Genomic DNA, 17,330 nt, shown 5'->3' on the forward strand with positions numbered 1-17,330 from the left:
CATGATCCGATTCTGTCCCAACTGCCACACCGAACGCGGCCTGCATGAACTGTTCTGCGACGGTGCGATCGGTTCGCAGCCCTGCGGCTGGGACCTGGCAGGCGAGCCCATCCACGCCGACGGTTGGCGCCCGCGCACCGTGCGCACCCAGGACGACGTCGCCGAAGCGCCGCACGACACGCCGCTGGCGGCCCTCTGCAGCAACGGCCACGCACTGGAACCCGGCGACCTGCTGTGCCTGCAGTGCGGTGCCGAGCCCGCCGCCGCAGACATGGCCGCCGCACCGCCCGCGATCGAAGCTGACAGCGGCGACGGTGCCGATGCAGGCACCGGCGAAACAGTGATCGACCAGTGGCGGCTGCTGCGCCAGATCAGCAGCACCGATGGCATCCGCGAGCGTTACCACGCCGAGCACGCGCAGAGTGGACAGGTGGCGGTGCTGACCCTGTACCGCGCCGGCGCAGAGCCTGACCCGGCGGTCTACGATGTCATCCGACGACTGCCGCGCGAGCACGTGCCGGACATCATCGCGACCGGCCGCTGGGACGACCGTGCCTTTGAGGTGGTGGAAATGCTGGCCGGCGGCAGCCTGGCCGACCTCGGCAGCGTCATCGCCGATGGCGATGCGGTACGCCACGTAGTGCGCGAGCTGGGCCAGGCCCTGCATGCATTCAACGAAGCAGGCCTGCGCCACCGTGACCTGCGCCCGGCCAGCCTGCTGGTGCGCGAGCGCGCGCCGCTGGACATGGTCATCAGCGGCTTCGGCTCGGCACGCCTGTCCGAATACGATCTGGATATCGTCTCGCCGCTTGAGACCAGCCGCTACATGGCGCCCGAAGCCATCGCCGGGGGCGTCGCCGCCGCGTCGGACTGGTGGAGCCTGGGCATGATCCTGCTGGAACAGCTGACCGCAGGCCGGTGCTTCGAAGGCACCCACGCCAACGCCTACCTGATCCACGTGCTGGCCAATGGCGTACCGATTCCGGCCGACATCGATCCTGACCTGCAACTGCTGCTGCGCGGCCTGCTGGTGCGTGACCGCCACCAGCGCTGGCAGTGGCCGGAGGTGTCGGACTGGCTGGCCGGCATTGCCGTGGCCGCGCCCCCGTCGGCCACGCAGGAGCGTGATGACGGAGACGGCGCCAGCCTGCGCCTGGGCGAACGACGATTCCGGCGGCCTGCGCTCTTCGCCCTGCAGGCCGCACAGGCCGAACACTGGGACCAGGCCCGTGACAGCCTGTTGCGCGGCGTGATCGTCACCTGGGCCGACCAGGCGGGGCTTCCTCCCTCCACGGTGTCGGCCCTGCGCCAGGTGGTCCAGCACGAAGGCGTGGAAGAAGACTTCCGGCTGATGCTGGCACTGAAGATCCTCAATCCGGAGATGCCGCTGATCCACCGTGGCAGCATCGTCACCCCGGGCTGGCTGCTGGAGAACCCGCTGGAAGGTTACCGCCTGATCAGCGGCTCGGTGCCGGACCTGCTGGAACAGCTGCAGACCGATGCCTGGCTGTCGCGGCTGAAGCTGCGCGCGCAGAACGTGCGACAGCGCGCGCTGCACCAGCAGATCGACCTCATTGAAGAGGTCCTGCGTGTGTACCTGCTGTCCACCTCGCGCGCACGCCTGGCCAGCCAGTGGCAGGAGCGCCAGCGCTTGCTGCCCGATACGGACCACCCCGGGCTGGCGAGCCTGGCCGAACGCCGGCTGGTGACCGAGGAAGACCTGATCGTGCTGCTCAGCGCGGCCATCGGTCAGTTCCGCTCGGTCGAGGCCATCGTCGACGATGCCACCGCACTGGCGGCCAAGGCGGGCGTTGCCGAATGGGATGCCGCCGCGGCCACCCTGCTGCTGCAGCACCCGCGCACCGACCTGTACCGGGCTGTGGACGAACGCATCCTGGGCTTCGCCCGATGTGGCATGCCGGTCATCGACAGCTGGGCCGAGCAGTTCCGTCTGGAAAGACGCATGCCGCTGGCGCGCGCCCTGGTGGTGCTGGCCGTTCCCGGCAGCCGCTGGCAGCAGCCGCAGCGGCAGCAGTACGTTGCCCAGATCCTGGATTTCTTCGAGAAGAAGGTGGTCACTGCGGTCATGCGCGGACCGCTGGTGCGGATGAGCATCGGCAAGACCACCGCGCGGGTGGACCTGCGCGAACTGGACAGCGCGCGGCGCCCCGCCGCCGCCCTGCTCGACCACCTGATGCAGCGCAACGCGCGCGCCGTGGCAGCCGATCCGGAAGCCTTCGAGCGCAGCCCAGCGGTCGAACAACGGCTGCGTTCGCTGGTGCGGCAGAGCACCCTGTACAAGCGCGATACCGGCATCGACGGCCTGTACCTGGGCTTCCCCTTCCTGCTCAGCCGCGATCCGCGCGGTACGGCACGCGCACGCATCATTCCCCTGCTGCTGTGGCCGGTGCGACTGGAAATGGAGCTGGCCCAGCGCGGACTGGCCAACCTTGCCTTCGATGGCGAGCGCGAGGAAGTGCGGATCAATCCCGCGCTGGAAAGCATCGTGGGTGCGGACGCGTTCCGCCGCTGGCAGACATCGGCCGATGAGCTGCTGGGCCGTTCCTCGCTGCGTGCGTCTGACGTGATGGATGCCTTCGGCATGCTGGCCCGCGTCCGCTCGCGCAGCCTGACGGCACTGCCAGGCCCGGACGTGGTGGTTGATCCGGTGGGCGATGAGCTGGAATGTGCCGCCGTCCTGTTCCATGTCACCTTCATGGGCCAGGCCATTGGCGAGGACCTTCGACAGTTGAAGGTGCTGCCCCCCAACGGTACAGGCCTGGAAACCGCCCTGCGCCTCGCACCGCCTGCTGACGATACGGCAGCGGCCACCGCGCCGGCCGAACTGCAACGCTTCTTTACCGTGGCCAGCGATCCTTCCCAGGAGGCGGCGGTGCTGCAGGCCCGCCAGGGTCCAGGCCTGTTGATCGAAGGGCCGCCGGGCACCGGCAAGAGCCAGACCATCGTCAACATGGTGGGCGATGCGATCGGTCGCGGACGCAGCCTGTTGATCGTCTGCCAGAAGCACGCCGCTCTGGAAGTCGTGCACAAGCGCCTGGTGGCCGAAGGCCTGGAACAGCGCGTGGTGATGCTCAACGACGTGAACCGTGACCGGGAACCGGTGATCCGTTCCGTCCGCGAGCAGTTGGAGCGCCTGTTCGCCGAGGGCAGCGGCGACCCGGACGGCCGTGCCGCGCGCGAGCGCACTGCCGCCCGCATCGAGGCGCTGGAGGGCGACCTGGATCGCTTCCAGCACAGCCTGCACCGCATCGACCCGCTCAGCCACCTGAGCTATCGGCAACTGCTGGGCGAACTGATCGAACTGGAAAGCGGCACGCCGCCCCTGGAATTCCCCGCGCTGCGACAACGTCTGGGCGCGCTGGACATGGCCCAGCTCACCGCACTTGAAGAGCAGTGCGCCCCGCTGGTGCGCTGGTGGCTGCCAGCGCGCTACGAAGGCAGCCCGCTGGCGGACCTGCGCCCGTTTGCCGCCGACACCGCCACGCTGGACGCGTTCGCCGAAAGCCTGCAGGCCTTCATCCACGCCGAACAGCAGCGCCAGCAGACCCTGGCCGAACACCCTGCCAGCTTCGAGATCGAGGATGCGGCGCCATACCGGGCCTGGATCGATGCGCACGTGACCACGTTGCTGGCCCTGCGCGACGAACAACGCCAGCGCCTGGCGCGTTGGCTGCCGCTGTTCCGCAGCGCCAGCGCGGGCCAGCCGGTGGCGGGCGACCAGCTGATCGTTCAGTTGCGAAGGGTCGAGCAGCACCTCCGCAGCGCGCCGCACGGCAGTGCCCTGCCCGGCCTGTCGCCTGCGCTGGCCAGACGGGATGATGCCGCCCTGCGCCAACACGAACAGGACATCACCGACGTGATGGGCCGTACCCGCTGGTGGGCCCGGTTGAATCCACGCCACATCGTGCAGCGCGGCCGCCTCAACCGCCTGCTGCGCGACCCTGGTGGCAGCGCCTCTGGCGTGGGGCTGCCGGCCCTGCTGGACGCTGTGCGCCTGGCGCTGCACATGAACCCGTTGCGTCGCCAGTACAACAGCGCCCGTATGGCGTTGGGGCTGCCGGCCATGGGCGACGAGGGTGATGCCGACCTGCTGCCGCAGCTGCAGCAGGACCTCAGCGGGCTGCTGGAGGTACAGGCACTGGCGCGCGCGGTGGCACAGTCTCCCCGCGCCCAACAGACCGACACTGCCATGCTGACCGCCGACAAGGGCCAGTTGCAGGTGCTGCTGGATGACCTGGACGCCTCCCTGCTGCGGCACGCCGCACGCCAGGCCAGCCTGCAGCCGCTGGCCGCGCTCGACGACTGGCTCGACGAGCGGCTGGCCCAACAGTTGCGGCACAACGTCCTGCACAACCTGGACAACCAGCTGGCGCTGGACCGGCTGCACGGCGCGCTGCCCAGCCTGGCGGCCTACCAGCAGTTCCGTGGCCGCGCCGGCCAGCTTGATGAAGCGGCCCGCCAGCTGCTGGCGCTGCTGCGCCAGCGTGAACCGCAGTTGGACGCCTTGCCCGCCGACCAGCTGGAAGGCGCCGTGCGCCGGCTGTTGAACCGCGAAGCGCGCCTGGGCTGGAAGCATCGTATCGAGCATGCGCTGCCCGAACTGCAGTTCAGCCAGGACGAAGCCCGCGCGAAGATCACGGCACTGGCCGAGGCCGACCGGCAGATGCGCCGCCTGAACCGCGAGCTGCTGGGCAGCCACTTGGATATGGCCGCGCTGGGCACCCGCAAGCAATGGGAAGACGTTACCCGGCTGACCGGCCGCCGCTCGCGGCGCCTGCGCGAGTTCATCGAACTGGGCAGCGCACTGGGCCTGATGCACCTTCGCCCGGTCTGGCTGATGAATCCGGACGTGGCCAGTCGCGTGCTGCCGCTGCAGGTCGGCCTGTTCGATACGGTGATCTACGATGAAGCCTCGCAGATGCCCGTGGAGTACGCGCTGCCTACCCTGTTCCGGGGCAAGGTCACCATTGTCAGCGGTGACGAAAAGCAGATGCCGCCCACCGCCTTCTTCTCCAGCCGCGTGGAAAGCGATGAGGCCGAGCTGTTCGACGGCGATGAACCGGACGCCGAGGCCGACGACGCCCAGCGCGAGGCCTTCGAGGACGATTGGAACCGCCGCGAAATCAAGGACTGCCCGGACCTGCTGCAGCTGGCGCGCACCGTCCTGCCCAGCACGACCCTGCAGATCCACTACCGTTCGGCGTACCGCGAACTGATCAGCTTCTCCAACGCGTCCTTCTACGGCAACCGCCTCAACGTGCCGGTGCGCCACCCGCAGGCGCGCATCCAGCAGATCAAGCCGCTGCAGCTGATCCAGGTCGATGGCCTGTACCAGCACCAGACCAATGCGCTGGAAGCCGAACGCGTGGTGGCCTACCTGCAGGAGCTGTGGCAGGTGCCCCCCGCACAGCGCCCTTCGGTGGGCGTGGTGACCTTCAACCGCAAGCAGGCCGAACTGATCGAGGACCAGATGGAACAGCGGGCCAGCGAGGACGAACCCTTCCGCCTGGCCCTGCAGCAGGAACGCGAGCGCATCGTGCAGGGTGAGGACATGTCGGTGTTCGTCAAGAACGTAGAGAACGTGCAGGGCGACGAGCGCGATGTGATCGTGTTTTCCACCACCTTCGGCCGCAATGGCCAGGGAACGTTCCGGCGCAACTTCGGCGTGCTCGGCCAGACCGGCGGCGAGCGGCGGCTGAACGTGGCCGTCACCCGTGCCCGGCAGAAGGTGGTGATGATCACCTCGATGCCGATCAACGATGTGTCGGACCTGTTTGCCACCCAGCGCGGCCCCGCCAGCCCGCGCGACTATCTGCAGGGCTACCTGGCCTATGCGCGCGCCCTGTGTGCAGGCGAATTCGACGCCGGCACGCGCCTGCTCGGCCGCCTGCAGACCGACCGCAGCCATGTCCCCAGCGCCGCGCGCAGCGCGCAGGACGGGTTCGTCGCCATCGTGGGCGACTATCTTCGTTCGCTGGGCTGGGCGGCCAACCCGGCCAACGAGGGGGATGCGTTCGGTCTGGATTTCGCCATCGAGGACCCGCGCACCGGCCTGTACGCCATCGGCATCGAATGCGATGCACCCAGCCACGGCCTGCTGCAACGCGCCCGCGCCCGGGAAATCTGGCGCCCGGCGGTGTTGGGGCGTGCCATTCCCAGGCTGCACCGTGTGTCTTCGCAGGGCTGGTACCACGACGGTGATGGCGAGCGTGCACGACTGCGCCAGGCGGTGGAACAGGCCATGGCGCATGCCGACGCATCCAGCGACCCGCTGCCTGCGTCCACCCAGGAGGCTTCCGCATGAGTGGTCCGAAGGTGGTCCGCATCCAGTCCGAAGCCGAACTGCGCGCCCTGCGCGAGGACATGCTGCGCCTGCTCGAGCGCGAGGTGGCGCGCTGGCTGGAACGCGCCCCGCAGCTGCAGCCCGTTGAACAGGCACAGCGCACCGCGGTGCTGGCACGCCGTGAGGGTCTGCGTGCGGCCCTGGCCGGCAGTGACAACGCGCGTTATGCCCGCCAGGTGGAGGCAGAGCGGGCCTGGCTGCGTGCCGACCTCGTCGAGCGCGAGGAGCGCGCGATCGAACAGCACGTTACCCAGCGCCAACGCGGCCGCCGCCAGCAGCAGAATGCGGCGACGGTGCTCAACGCACTGCGCAGCGGCGGCGTGGCAGTGGATGCAGCGCTGTTGCAGGCCCTGACCCGGCTGGCGGAAGGCGGCACCGAAGCCGATGCCGAAGGCCTGCTGGCCCGCGCCACGCTGGCACTTGCTGCAGACGCACCGCGCGAGGCACTCAGCCCGTCACAGCGCGACCTTGCCCGGGCGCTGCGTGAGGACGGCCAGGAACCTACGGCGGCCTGGCAGGCGGCAGCCACCGAGCGTGACCCGCGACTGCAGCGCATTGACCGCCACATTGCCGAACTGCAGCTGCTGCAGGGAGCGGCACCGGCCGTTTCCTTCCACGACGCCCTGCGTGCGGCAGAAGCGGAGCCCAATACGCAGCAGCGCAACCTCCTGCTGGACAGTCTGGTGCTGGATCTGGCCAGCGCCGCGGCGACCGGCCGCCAGCAGCGCAGCCACCTCACCCACCTGCATGACCTGGCACACCTGCTGGATACGCTGGACGGGGACAACCACCGCGAGCTGCTGCGCCAGAGTGCGCAGGCCGATGCCAGCCTGTCGGCCGCCCGTCTGCAGGCCTTGGCCGAATCGTGCCAGCACGCCATCGATCACTACCACCAGGTCCAGGCCGCTGCGTCGCGCCGTGCCGTCCTGCTGGCCGGCCTGGCCGAGCTGGGCTACGAGGTGCGCGAAGGCATGGCAACGGCCTGGTCCGACCAGGGGCGCGTGGTGCTGCGTCGACCGGCCAGCCCCGGCTACGGCGTGGAACTGGGCGGCAATGCCGGCAGCGGTCGGCTGCAGATCCGCGCCGTGGCGATGCACAGCGAGCGCGACCGAACCCGCGACCGCGACGTGGAAGCCATCTGGTGCGGTGACTTTTCGCGGCTCAAGGCCCAGCTGCACGCACAGGGCAGCGACCTGCAGATCGAGCGCGCGCTGGGCGTGGGCGAAGTGCCACTGAAGGAAGTGGAGGCCAGCCCCGAGTCCGCCCGCGCGCTGCCCGATTCCGCCAGCCGCCCCCGCCAGGCCTGACCCGCCGGGCGTGGCCCGGCGCTACCACCCCTGCGCCGGCACCGCTCTGCCGTCACGGAACAGTTCTTGCACGCACCCCGGCACTCCCCGCCGTAGTGCACCGCGATGTCCGAAAACGAAGACGCAGGCGAAAAAACCGAACAACCCACAGAAAAACGCCTGCGCGATGCCCGTGAACAGGGCAACATCCCGCGCTCGCGCGAACTGGCCACCGTGGCGGTGTTCGGTGCGGCGGTCATCGCCATCATGGCCACCAGCAGCTCCATCGCCGCCGGCGGCCATGCCTGGATGCGCGCCGCGCTCAGCCCCGAACCGGCCCTGTGGCAGAACCCGCAGGCCCTGTTCGGCCACTTCGGCTGGCTGTTCCTGCGCCTGATGATGGCCTGCTGGCCACTGCTGGTGGTCTGCTTCCTGGCCAGCTTCCTGTCGCCGCTGGTGATGGGCGGGCTGCGCTGGTCGAACAAATCGCTGATGCCCGACCCCAAGCGGCTCAGCCCGATTGCCGGGCTGAAGCGCATGTGGGGTGCCGAGGCCGTGGCCGAGTTCACCAAGTCGCTGCTGCGCGTGGGCTTCGTCGGCGCCGCCGCGGCCCTGGTGTTCGCCAGCAGCTTCGATGCCCTGCGCGGGCTGCTGCACCAGCCGCTGGAATCGGCCATCGGCCATGGCCTGGCCTTCACCCTGAAGCTGCTGCTGGCCACCGCCGGCGCCATGCTGCTGCTGGGCGCCATCGATGCGCCGTACCAGCGCTGGAACTGGATGCGCAAGCTGAAGATGACCCGTGAAGAGCTGCGCCGGGAAATGAAGGAAAGCGAAGGCAGCCCGGAAGTGAAGGGGCGCATCCGCCAGCTGCAGCAGCAGATGGCCAACCGCCGCATGATGGAAGCGGTGCCCACTGCCGACGTGGTGGTGGTCAACCCCACCCACTACGCGGTGGCCCTGAAGTACGAAGGCAGCCGCATGAGCGCCCCCACCGTGGTCGCCCTGGGCGTGGACGAAACCGCCCTGCGCATCCGTGAAGTGGCCGACGGCAACAAGGTGGCCATCGTCTCGGCCCCGCCTTTGGCACGCGCCTTGTATCGGGAGGGTCAACTCGGCAAGGAAATTCCCGTGAGACTGTATTCAGCCGTCGCCCAGGTGCTGTCCTACGTCTACCAGCTGCGCAGCTGGCGGACCGGCCCGATGCCGTCCACTCCCCACATCGATGTGGATGAATTCGGCACTGGAGGCCGCCCATGAACGCCCAGACCTCTGGTTTCAACAGCCGCCGCGTGCTCGACATGATCCGCCAGGGTCTTGGCGCGCCGCTGATCGTGCTGGCCCTGCTGGCCATGGTGGTGGTGCCGCTGGCCGCACCGGTGCTCGATGCGCTGTTCACCTTCAACATCGCCATCTCGCTGATGGTGCTGCTGGCGGTGGTCTACGTGAAACGCCCGCTGGATTTCACCATCTTCCCCATCGTGCTGCTGGTCACCACCATGCTGCGCCTGGCGCTGAACGTGGCCTCCACCCGCGTGATCCTGCTCAACGGCCAGAACGGCCACGAAGCGGCCGGCAAGGTGATCGCCGCCTTTGGTGAGTTCGTGATCGGTGGCAACTACGCGGTGGGCATCGTGGTCTTCGCGATCCTGACCATCATCAATTTCGTGGTCATCACCAAGGGTGCCGGCCGCGTTTCGGAAGTGACCGCCCGCTTCATCCTGGACGCCATGCCCGGCAAGCAGATGGCCATCGACGCCGATCTGAACGCCGGTTTGCTGACGCGTGAAGAAGCCAAGGCACGCCGCGAGGAAGTGCGCGAGGAAGCCGACTTCTACGGTGCGATGGACGGCGCCAGCAAGTTCATCCGCGGCGATGCAATTGCCGGCATCCTGATCCTGTTCATCAACATGCTGGGCGGCCTGGCCGTGGGCGTGCTGCAGCATGGCATGCCCTTCGGTGAAGCGGCCGCCACCTACACCCTGCTGTCCATCGGTGACGGCCTGGTGGCGCAGCTGCCGGCCCTGCTGGTGTCCAGCGCCGTGGCCATGCTGGTCACCCGCGCCTCGCGTTCGCAGGACATGGCCCAGGCCATGACCGGCCAGGTGTTCGGCCAGTACCGTGCGCTGGCCATCACCGCCGGCATCATCGGCCTGGTCGGCCTGGTGCCGGGCATGCCCAACGTCGCTTTCCTGACGCTGGCCGCGATCCTGGGCTTCATCGCCTGGAAGCTGTACCGCAAGACCCAGCTGCCGGCCGCCGACGCCGCCGCCAAGGCCGCCGAGAACGGCCCGGTGAACGCACTGGGCCGCCCGGCCGCACCGGCACCGACCGCCGAACTGAGCTGGGACGAACTGCGCCCGGTCGATCCGCTGGGCCTGGAAGTGGGCTACCGGCTGATTCCGCTGGTGGACAGCAACCAGGGCGGCGAACTGATGGCGCGCATCAAGGGCGTGCGCCGCAAGCTGACCCAGGACGTCGGCTTCCTGATTCCCTCGGTGCATATCCGCGACAACCTGGAACTGGCCGCCAACGCCTACCGCGTGCTGGTGCACGGCGTACCGGTGGCCACGGCCGAAATCCACCCCGACCGCGAACTGGCGCTGGACCCGGGCAGCGCGCTGGGCCCGCTGGACGGCATTGCCGGCAAGGACCCGGCCTTCGGCCTGGATGCCACCTGGATCCAGCCGCACCAGCGCGCACAGGCCGAAACCCTGGGCTACACCGTGGTCGACCCGGCCACCGTGGTCGCCACCCATCTGTCGCACCTGATCCGCGAGCACGCGCCAGAACTGCTGGGCCACGAGGAAGTGCAGCACCTGCTGGCCAACCTGGGCAAGAGCGCGCCCAAGCTCGTCGAAGATCTGACGCCCAAGGCCCTGCCGCTGTCGGCGGTGGTGCGCGTGCTGCAGAACCTGCTGATCGAGCGCATTCCGATCCGCCAGCTGCGCAAGATCGCCGAGGCGCTGGTCGAGCACGCCCCGTCCAGCCAGGACCCGGCCACCCTCACTGCCGCCGTGCGCAATGCCCTGGGCCGCTTCATCGTGCAGGAAATCGCCGGAATGTCGGCGGAGCTGCCGGTGTTCACCCTCAACCCGCAATTGGAACGTGTCTTGCAGGAGTCCACGCAGGGCAACGGCGCCGCGCTGGAACCCGGACTCGCTGAGCGACTGCACCAGAGCCTGGCCGAATGTGTCAGCAAGCAGGAAGCCCGCAACGAGCCCGCGGTTGTGCTGGTACCGGGCCCGGTGCGCGCCGCGCTGGCCCGCCTGGTCCGCCACAGCGTTCCGTCGCTGTCGGTCCTGGCCTACAGCGAGGTGCCGGAAGACAAGCGCCTGAAGCTGGTCGGAACGATCAGCTGACGCCGCCCACCGAAGCGCCAGAAAACAGACACCACTCTTCAATTGCAGCAACCGACAGATTCCAAGGGGAACCCGAACCGTGCAGACCACCGACCACCCGCGTTCTCCGACCGCCAATCCGCCGTCTTCGACCCGTGATCACAGCATGAAAATCAAACGCTTCGTCGCCGCCGACATGCGCTCGGCCATGAACCTGGTGCGCAAGGAACACGGGCCCGATGCCGTGATCCTGTCCAACCGCCGGATCGAAGAAGGCATCGAAATCGTGGCCGCCGCCCATTACGACGAAGGTGTGGTGCAGCGCGCACTGGATGCCTCGCGCCGTGACGTGGCGCCGCCGCCGGCACCCAAGCCGCGCACCGCCGCCGACGCGGTCATCGCCGCGGTGACCCGCCGCCGCAGCGCCACCCCGGCGCCGGAACCGATCGCGGCCACCACCTCGGCCGTGGCCGCACTGGCCCGCGCCGCCGTCGGCGCCACCGGCCGCACCCTGGACAGCGCCGACGAGATCGTGCCGACCCGTGGCAGCACGGGCTTTGCCGACACGCTGGCCCGCGCCAGCGTCAACGAACCGGCACTGCCGGATCAGATCTTCGCCCCGTTCGCCCAGGCCATCGTCGCCCCGCCGGCACCTGCCGCTGAGGCCGCCGCGCCGGCCCCGATCAACCGCGCCCGCTTCCAGATCGATCCGCCGCACGACGAAGCGCAGGACGCCGCCGCCCTGCCGCCGCCGCTGCCGGTGACGGCCGAGGCGCCGACCGCCGCGGTGATCAGCGCTGAGCTGCCGCTGGCCGCACCGCCGCTGGCCCCGGCCGTGCTGGAAGCCGCGCCGCAGCCCGAACCCGCGCCGCAGCTGATGCCGGCGCCGGTGGTGACCGTGGTGGCCCAGGATGACGCCGAGATCCGCCAGCTGCGCCAGGAAGTGGCCGGCATGCGCCAGGTGATCGAGCGCGAGATGAACCGCTTCACCGACGAGCGCCTGCGTGGCAACGCCGTGCGCGGTGCGGCGCTGGACCTGATGGACGAGTACGGCTTCGATGCCGGCCTGGCCCGCGATGTGGCCATGCAGATTCCGGCCGAGACCGAGGCCCACCGCGGCCGCGGCCTGATGCTGGGGCTGATTTCGCGCAAACTGCCGATCGCCCCGGTCGATCCGCTGGAAGAAGGCGGCGTGATCGCGCTGGTCGGCCCCACCGGCGCCGGCAAGACCACCACCATCGCCAAGCTGGCCTCGCGCTTCGCCGAAACCCATGCCGCCCGCGATGTCGCCCTGGTCACCACCGACACCCTGCGCGTGGGCGCCCGTGAACAGCTGTACGGCTACGGCCGCCAGCTGGGCATCGCGGTGCACGAGGCCAACAGCGGCACCGACCTGGACCAGCTGCTGGAACGCCTGAAGGACTACAAGCTGGTGCTGATCGACACCGCCGGCCTGGGCCCGCGCGACCGTGCGCTGGCCGCCCAGCTGCAGTGGCTGCGCGCCGCCCGCCAGGTCCGCACCCTGCTGGTGCTGCCGGCCAACACCAGCTTCGGCGACATGGACGAGGTGGTCCGCCGCTTCGGCGCGGCCAACCTGCAGGGCCTGGTGCTGAGCAAGCTGGACGAGACCGGCCGCTTCGGCAACGCCCTGTCGGTGGCCGTGGACCACCAGCTGCCGATCACCTGGGTGACCGACGGCCAGGACGTGCCGGACGACCTGCACCGTGCATCTGCAGCCAATCTTGTACTTCGCCTTGAAGATTTGCGCCGAGCGGCCGATATGCCCTGCAACCCGGAGTTCAACCATGCCGTCGCGTGAGTACGCCAAGCTGACCACCACCTTCCCGCTGACGGCCACCCGCAGCGAGCCGCTGGGCCCTGTGCGCACCATTGCGGTGACCGGCGGCAAGGGCGGCGTGGGCAAGACCAACGTGTCGGCCAACCTGGCCGTGGCGCTGGCCGGCATGGGCAAGCGCACGCTGCTGCTGGACGCCGACCTGGGCCTGGCCAACATCGACGTGATCCTGGGCCTGAACCCGACCTTCACCCTGGCCGACCTGGTGGCCGGCCGCTGCTCGCTGGACGATGTGATCATCGAAGGCCCCAACGGCGTGCTGGTGGTCCCGGCCGCGTCGGGCCGCCGGCACATGGCCGAACTGGCCCCGGCCGAGCACGTGGGCCTGGTCAACGTGTTTTCCGAGCTGGAACGCGAGCTGGACATCATGGTGGTGGACACCGCCGCCGGCATCAACGACGGCGTGCTGACCTTCTGCCAGGCCGCGCAGGACACCGTGGTGGTGGTCTGCGACGAGCCGGCTTCGATCACCGACGCCTACGCACTGATCAAGGTGCTGTCGCGCGAACGTGGCGTGGACCGCATCCAGGTGGTGGCCAACATGGTGCGCGACCCCAACGAAGGCCGCGTGCTGTATGAAAAGCTGACCCGCGTCTGTGAAAAGTTCCTGGCCGATGTCTCGCTGAACTACCTGGGCTGCGTGCCGCAGGATGACTGGCTGCGCCTGTCGGTGCAGCGCCAGCAGCCGGTGGTGAAGGCCTACCCGTCCAGCCCGGCCGCGCTGGCGATCACCGAGATCGCCCGCCGCACCGCCCGCTGGCAGGCCCCGACCGAGCCGCGCGGTGGCGTTGAATTCTTCCTGGAACGCATCCTGAAGCAGCGCGGGGTGACCGCATGAAAGGCGCAGCCCAGTACAAAGAGGTGCAGCGCGCCTCGGCCACCGATGTCATCGTGCAGCACTCGGACCTGGTGCGGCGCATCGCCCACCACCTGGCCGCGCGCCTGCCGGCCAGCGTGGAAGTGGATGACCTCATCCAGGCCGGCATGATGGGCCTGATCGAAGCCTCGCGCAGCTACGACGCCGACCAGGGCGCTTCGTTTGAAACCTACGCCTCGATCCGCATCCGCGGCTCGATGATCGACGAGATCCGCCGTGGTGACTGGGTACCGCGCTCGGTGCACCGCCGTGCACGCGATGCCGCCGCCACCATCCGCCGCCTGGAACAGAGCAGCGGCCGCGCCGCCAGCGCTACCGAAGTGGCCGCGGCCATGGAAATGCCGCTGCCCGACTACCTGCGCCTGATGGAAGACGCCTCGCGCGGCCAGGTGCTGAGCCTGGAATCGCGCATCGAGGACCAGGGCGAGCTGGACACCATCGCCCAGGGCGGCCCGACCCCGCAGCAGGTGCTGGAACGCGGCGAATTCGGCCGCGAACTGGGCAAGGCCATCGGCCACCTGCCCGAACGCGAACAACTGGTGCTTTCGCTCTACTACGAGCAGGAACTGAACCTGAAAGAGATCGGCGCGGTGCTCGGCGTGAGCGAATCGCGGGTCTGCCAGATCCATGGCCAGGCAGTGCTGCGCCTGCGTGGCCGACTGAAAGTCTTCGAGGCGGCCGACGCCGGCCTCGAGAATTGAACAACAAAGGAACTCTGCTTTGAACAAGAACATGCGCATCCTGATCGTTGACGACTTTTCGACCATGCGTCGCATCGTCAAGAACCTGCTGGGCGATCTGGGCTTCACCAATACCGCCGAAGCCGAGGACGGGCATGCTGCGTTGTCACTGCTGCAGAGCCAGCCCTTCGATTTCGTGGTGACCGACTGGAACATGCCGGTCATGACCGGCATCGAACTGCTCAAGGCCATCCGTGCCGATGCCAAGCTGAAGACCCTGCCGGTGCTGATGGTCACTGCCGAGGCCAAGCGCGAGCAGATCATCGAGGCGGCGCAGAACGGGGTGAACGGTTACATCATCAAGCCGTTCACCGCACAGACGCTGGAAGAGAAGCTGGGCAAGATCTTCGAACGCCTGGCGGCCAGCGCCTGATGGATACCACGGTGGACAAGAGCGCCCTGGCCCTGCGCCTGCAGGAAGCACTGGATGCACTGGAAGCGGGCGACGAGAGCGCCTGGCGCCAGCGCATCGACAGCCTGGTGGCCGCACGCACCCAGCCGATGATGAGCGGCCTTTCGCGGCTGGCCCGTGAACTGGGCCAGGCCCTGGGCGAGCTGCCCACCGTGCCCGACGAGGCCGGCGAGCTGGACGACGCCTGCGCGCGCCTGGACCACGTGGTGGCCATGACCGAACAGGCTACCCACCGCACCCTGGACCTGGCCGAAGAATGCCGCGCCCTGACCGAACAGCTGCGCGCCGACGGCCTGCAGCCGGGCCAGGACGTGCAGCTGGAGCGCATCCGCCACAACCTGACCGAGATCGCCCTGACCCAGAGCTACCAGGACCTGACCGGACAGATCATCCGTCGCGTGGTCGGCATCGTCCGCCGCGTGCACGAAGGCTTCGGCGCGCTCGGCCTGCCGCCGGAACAGCATCGCACCGACCCGGAACTGGCCGGGCCGGCACTGAAGGGACTGGACCGCCACGCGGTCTCGCAGAACGACGCCGACGACCTGTTGTCGGACCTGGGGCTGTAAGCATGAGCGCGGTTGCCGACGACATCACTGCCGATTTCATCATCGAAGCACAGGAGATCCTTGATCGCCTGGGCGAACAGCTGGTGTCGCTGGAACAGGCACCGCAGGACAGCGAACAGCTCAATGCCGTGTTCCGCGGCTACCACACGCTGAAGGGCGGCGCCGGTTTCCTCGGCATCACCGCCATGGTCGAGCTGTGCCACGCCGCCGAAGAAGCGCTGGGTTCGGCCCGTGCCGGCCAGGCGGTGCTGCAGTCGCACCACTTCGACGCGGCCCAGCAGTCGCTGGACTACCTGCAGTCCATGCTCGACGCCGTTTCATCCGGCACCGAACCGGGTTACGCCCCGCCGGAACTGATCGCCCAGTTCGACGTGCATGGCGGCGCCGCGCCAGCTGCCAGCACTTCGGCGGCAGCCGCACCGGCCGCCGGCGGCAGCGATCTGATCACCGACGACGAATTCGAAGCCCTGCTGGACCAGTTGCACGGCGGCGGTGCACCGACCGCGGTGGCCCCGGCGAAGAAGGCCGACGACGGCCTGATCAGCGAAGACGAATTCGAAGCGTTGCTGGACCAGCTGCATGGCGGCGCCGCACCCGGCAGCAAGCCGGTGGCTGCAGCGCCGGCCCCCACCCCGGCACCGCGCCCGGCGCCGACCCCTGCCGCCGCGCCGGCCAAGCCCGCCGCGGCCAAGCCGCTGGCCGAGGCCGAACACACCGTGCGCGTGGACACCAAGCGCCTGGACGCGATCGTGAATCTGATCGGCGAACTGGTGCTGTCACGAAACCGCCTGAAGACCCTGCGCACCCGCTTGCGCGATGAAGAGCTGGACCGTGCGGTCTCCACCCTGGATATCGCCACCGCACGCCTGCAGTCGGCGGTCATGCGCACCCGCATGCAGCCGGTCGGCAAGGTGTTCTCGCGCTTCCCCAAGGTGGCCCGCGATGTGGCCCGTTCGTTGAAGAAGGAAGTCGATCTGGAACTGATCGGCGCCGAAACCGAACTGGACCGCAACCTGGTGGAAGCGCTGGCCGATCCGCTGGTGCACCTGGTGCGCAACGCCATCGACCATGGCGTGGAAATGCCCGACCTGCGCGAAGCGCAGGGCAAGCCGCGCATGGGCCATGTGCGTTTGTCGGCACAGCAGGAAGGCGACTACGTCAGCATTGAAGTGCAGGACGACGGCGCTGGCATCGACCCGGAAAAGCTGCGCGCCAAAGCCCGCGAGAAGGGCCTGATCGACCCGGAAGCCGCCGCCCGCCTGAGCAGCGAGGAATGCCTGCACCTGGTGTTCCTGCCCGGTTTCTCCACCAAGCAGCAGGTCACCGATATTTCCGGCCGCGGCGTGGGCATGGACGTGGTGCAGTCGCGCATCCGCGAACTGAGCGGGCAGATCCAGATCCAGTCCGAGCTGGGCCGTGGCAGCCGCTTCCTGATCCGCGTGCCGCTCACCCTGGCCATCCTGCCGACCCTGCTGGTGCAGGCCGGCGAGGATGTCTACGCCCTGCCACTGGCCCGCGTGATGGAGGTGCTGCATGCACCGCGCACCTCGCTGGGCTGGTTCGACGGGCGGGCCGTGCTCGATCGCCGTTCACACACGCTGCCGCTGATCGATCTGCGGCAGTGGCTGGATGTCACCCCGGCCGCCTCCAGCCTGCTGACCATCGTGGTGCTGCAGGCCGGCGAGGCCCGTTTCGGGCTGGTGGTAGACCAGGTGCGTGGCCGCGAAGAAGTGGTCATCAAGCCGCTGCCCAAGGCCCTGCGCGGCCTGCGTGGTTACGCCGGTGCAACGCTGATCGGCGATGGCCGCATGGCCCTGATCCTGGACGTGGACGGCCTGAGATGACGCCCGCCGGGCCCTGCCCGGCACCCCGAAAACTGTGACTACCGTCTG

At 68.9% G+C, this 17,330-nt stretch carries 10 protein-coding genes; all 10 read left to right on the forward strand.

Annotated elements, in window-relative coordinates:
- Nucleotide 1 precedes the first annotated feature (1 nt).
- The 10 genes from AC06FA_RS08145 (at nt 2) to AC06FA_RS08190 (ending at nt 17,282) form a co-directional block, all read left to right on the forward strand.
- Complete coding sequence (locus tag AC06FA_RS08145) at nt 2–6,325, forward strand: AAA domain-containing protein (RefSeq protein WP_478067861.1); 6,324 nt, start codon at nt 2–4, stop codon at nt 6,323–6,325.
- Nucleotides 6,322–7,671 carry a hypothetical protein gene (locus AC06FA_RS08150; protein WP_478067862.1) on the forward strand — a complete coding sequence of 450 codons (1,350 nt, stop codon included), beginning with the start codon at nt 6,322–6,324 and terminating at the stop codon, nt 7,669–7,671. Before AC06FA_RS08145 ends, AC06FA_RS08150 begins: the two co-directional genes overlap by 4 nt.
- Nucleotides 7,672–7,776: 105 nt before the next feature.
- Nucleotides 7,777–8,907, forward strand: a complete 1,131-nt coding sequence (gene flhB / locus AC06FA_RS08155; RefSeq protein ID WP_108749550.1) for a flagellar biosynthesis protein FlhB — start codon at nt 7,777–7,779, stop codon at nt 8,905–8,907.
- Nucleotides 8,904–11,009, forward strand: a complete 2,106-nt coding sequence (flhA, locus tag AC06FA_RS08160; RefSeq protein ID WP_478067863.1) for a flagellar biosynthesis protein FlhA — start codon at nt 8,904–8,906, stop codon at nt 11,007–11,009. The genes flhB and flhA overlap by 4 nt, the downstream gene beginning before the upstream one ends.
- Before the next feature lie 145 nt (nt 11,010–11,154).
- Nucleotides 11,155–12,807, forward strand: a complete 1,653-nt coding sequence (gene flhF, locus AC06FA_RS08165; RefSeq protein ID WP_478067864.1) for a flagellar biosynthesis protein FlhF — start codon at nt 11,155–11,157, stop codon at nt 12,805–12,807.
- Nucleotides 12,794–13,681: a MinD/ParA family ATP-binding protein gene (locus tag AC06FA_RS08170; protein ID WP_108749548.1), complete on the forward strand. Its 888-nt coding sequence runs from the start codon at nt 12,794–12,796 to the stop codon at nt 13,679–13,681. The genes flhF and AC06FA_RS08170 overlap by 14 nt, the downstream gene beginning before the upstream one ends.
- A complete protein-coding gene (locus tag AC06FA_RS08175; protein ID WP_108749547.1) occupies nt 13,678–14,421 on the forward strand; it encodes an RNA polymerase sigma factor FliA in 744 nt (247 codons plus the stop codon). The genes AC06FA_RS08170 and AC06FA_RS08175 overlap by 4 nt, the downstream gene beginning before the upstream one ends.
- 19 nt (nt 14,422–14,440) lie before the next feature.
- A complete protein-coding gene (cheY, locus tag AC06FA_RS08180) occupies nt 14,441–14,833 on the forward strand; it encodes a chemotaxis response regulator CheY (RefSeq protein WP_005413247.1) in 393 nt (130 codons plus the stop codon).
- Nucleotides 14,833–15,438, forward strand: coding sequence for a protein phosphatase CheZ (locus tag AC06FA_RS08185; RefSeq protein ID WP_108749546.1), 606 nt, complete (start codon nt 14,833–14,835; stop codon nt 15,436–15,438). The genes cheY and AC06FA_RS08185 overlap by 1 nt, the downstream gene beginning before the upstream one ends.
- 2 nt (nt 15,439–15,440) lie before the next feature.
- Nucleotides 15,441–17,282 carry a chemotaxis protein CheA gene (locus AC06FA_RS08190; RefSeq protein ID WP_478067865.1) on the forward strand — a complete coding sequence of 614 codons (1,842 nt, stop codon included), beginning with the start codon at nt 15,441–15,443 and terminating at the stop codon, nt 17,280–17,282.
- Nucleotides 17,283–17,330 lie beyond the last annotated feature (48 nt).

The organism is Stenotrophomonas sp. Steno-C17 (assembly GCF_056393165.1).

Bases quoted from the DNA above. Each gene is read 5' to 3' on its own strand.
- AC06FA_RS08145 (WP_478067861.1), top strand. From the start codon at position 2: ATGATCCGATTCTGTCCCAACTGCCACACCGAACGCGGCCTGCATGAA.
- AC06FA_RS08150 (WP_478067862.1), top strand. From the start codon at position 6,322: ATGAGTGGTCCGAAGGTGGTCCGCATCCAGTCCGAAGCCGAACTGCGC.
- flhB (WP_108749550.1), top strand. From the start codon at position 7,777: ATGTCCGAAAACGAAGACGCAGGCGAAAAAACCGAACAACCCACAGAA.
- flhA (WP_478067863.1), top strand. From the start codon at position 8,904: ATGAACGCCCAGACCTCTGGTTTCAACAGCCGCCGCGTGCTCGACATG.
- flhF (WP_478067864.1), top strand. From the start codon at position 11,155: ATGAAAATCAAACGCTTCGTCGCCGCCGACATGCGCTCGGCCATGAAC.
- AC06FA_RS08170 (WP_108749548.1), top strand. From the start codon at position 12,794: ATGCCGTCGCGTGAGTACGCCAAGCTGACCACCACCTTCCCGCTGACG.
- AC06FA_RS08175 (WP_108749547.1), top strand. From the start codon at position 13,678: ATGAAAGGCGCAGCCCAGTACAAAGAGGTGCAGCGCGCCTCGGCCACC.
- AC06FA_RS08185 (WP_108749546.1), top strand. From the start codon at position 14,833: ATGGATACCACGGTGGACAAGAGCGCCCTGGCCCTGCGCCTGCAGGAA.
- AC06FA_RS08190 (WP_478067865.1), top strand. From the start codon at position 15,441: ATGAGCGCGGTTGCCGACGACATCACTGCCGATTTCATCATCGAAGCA.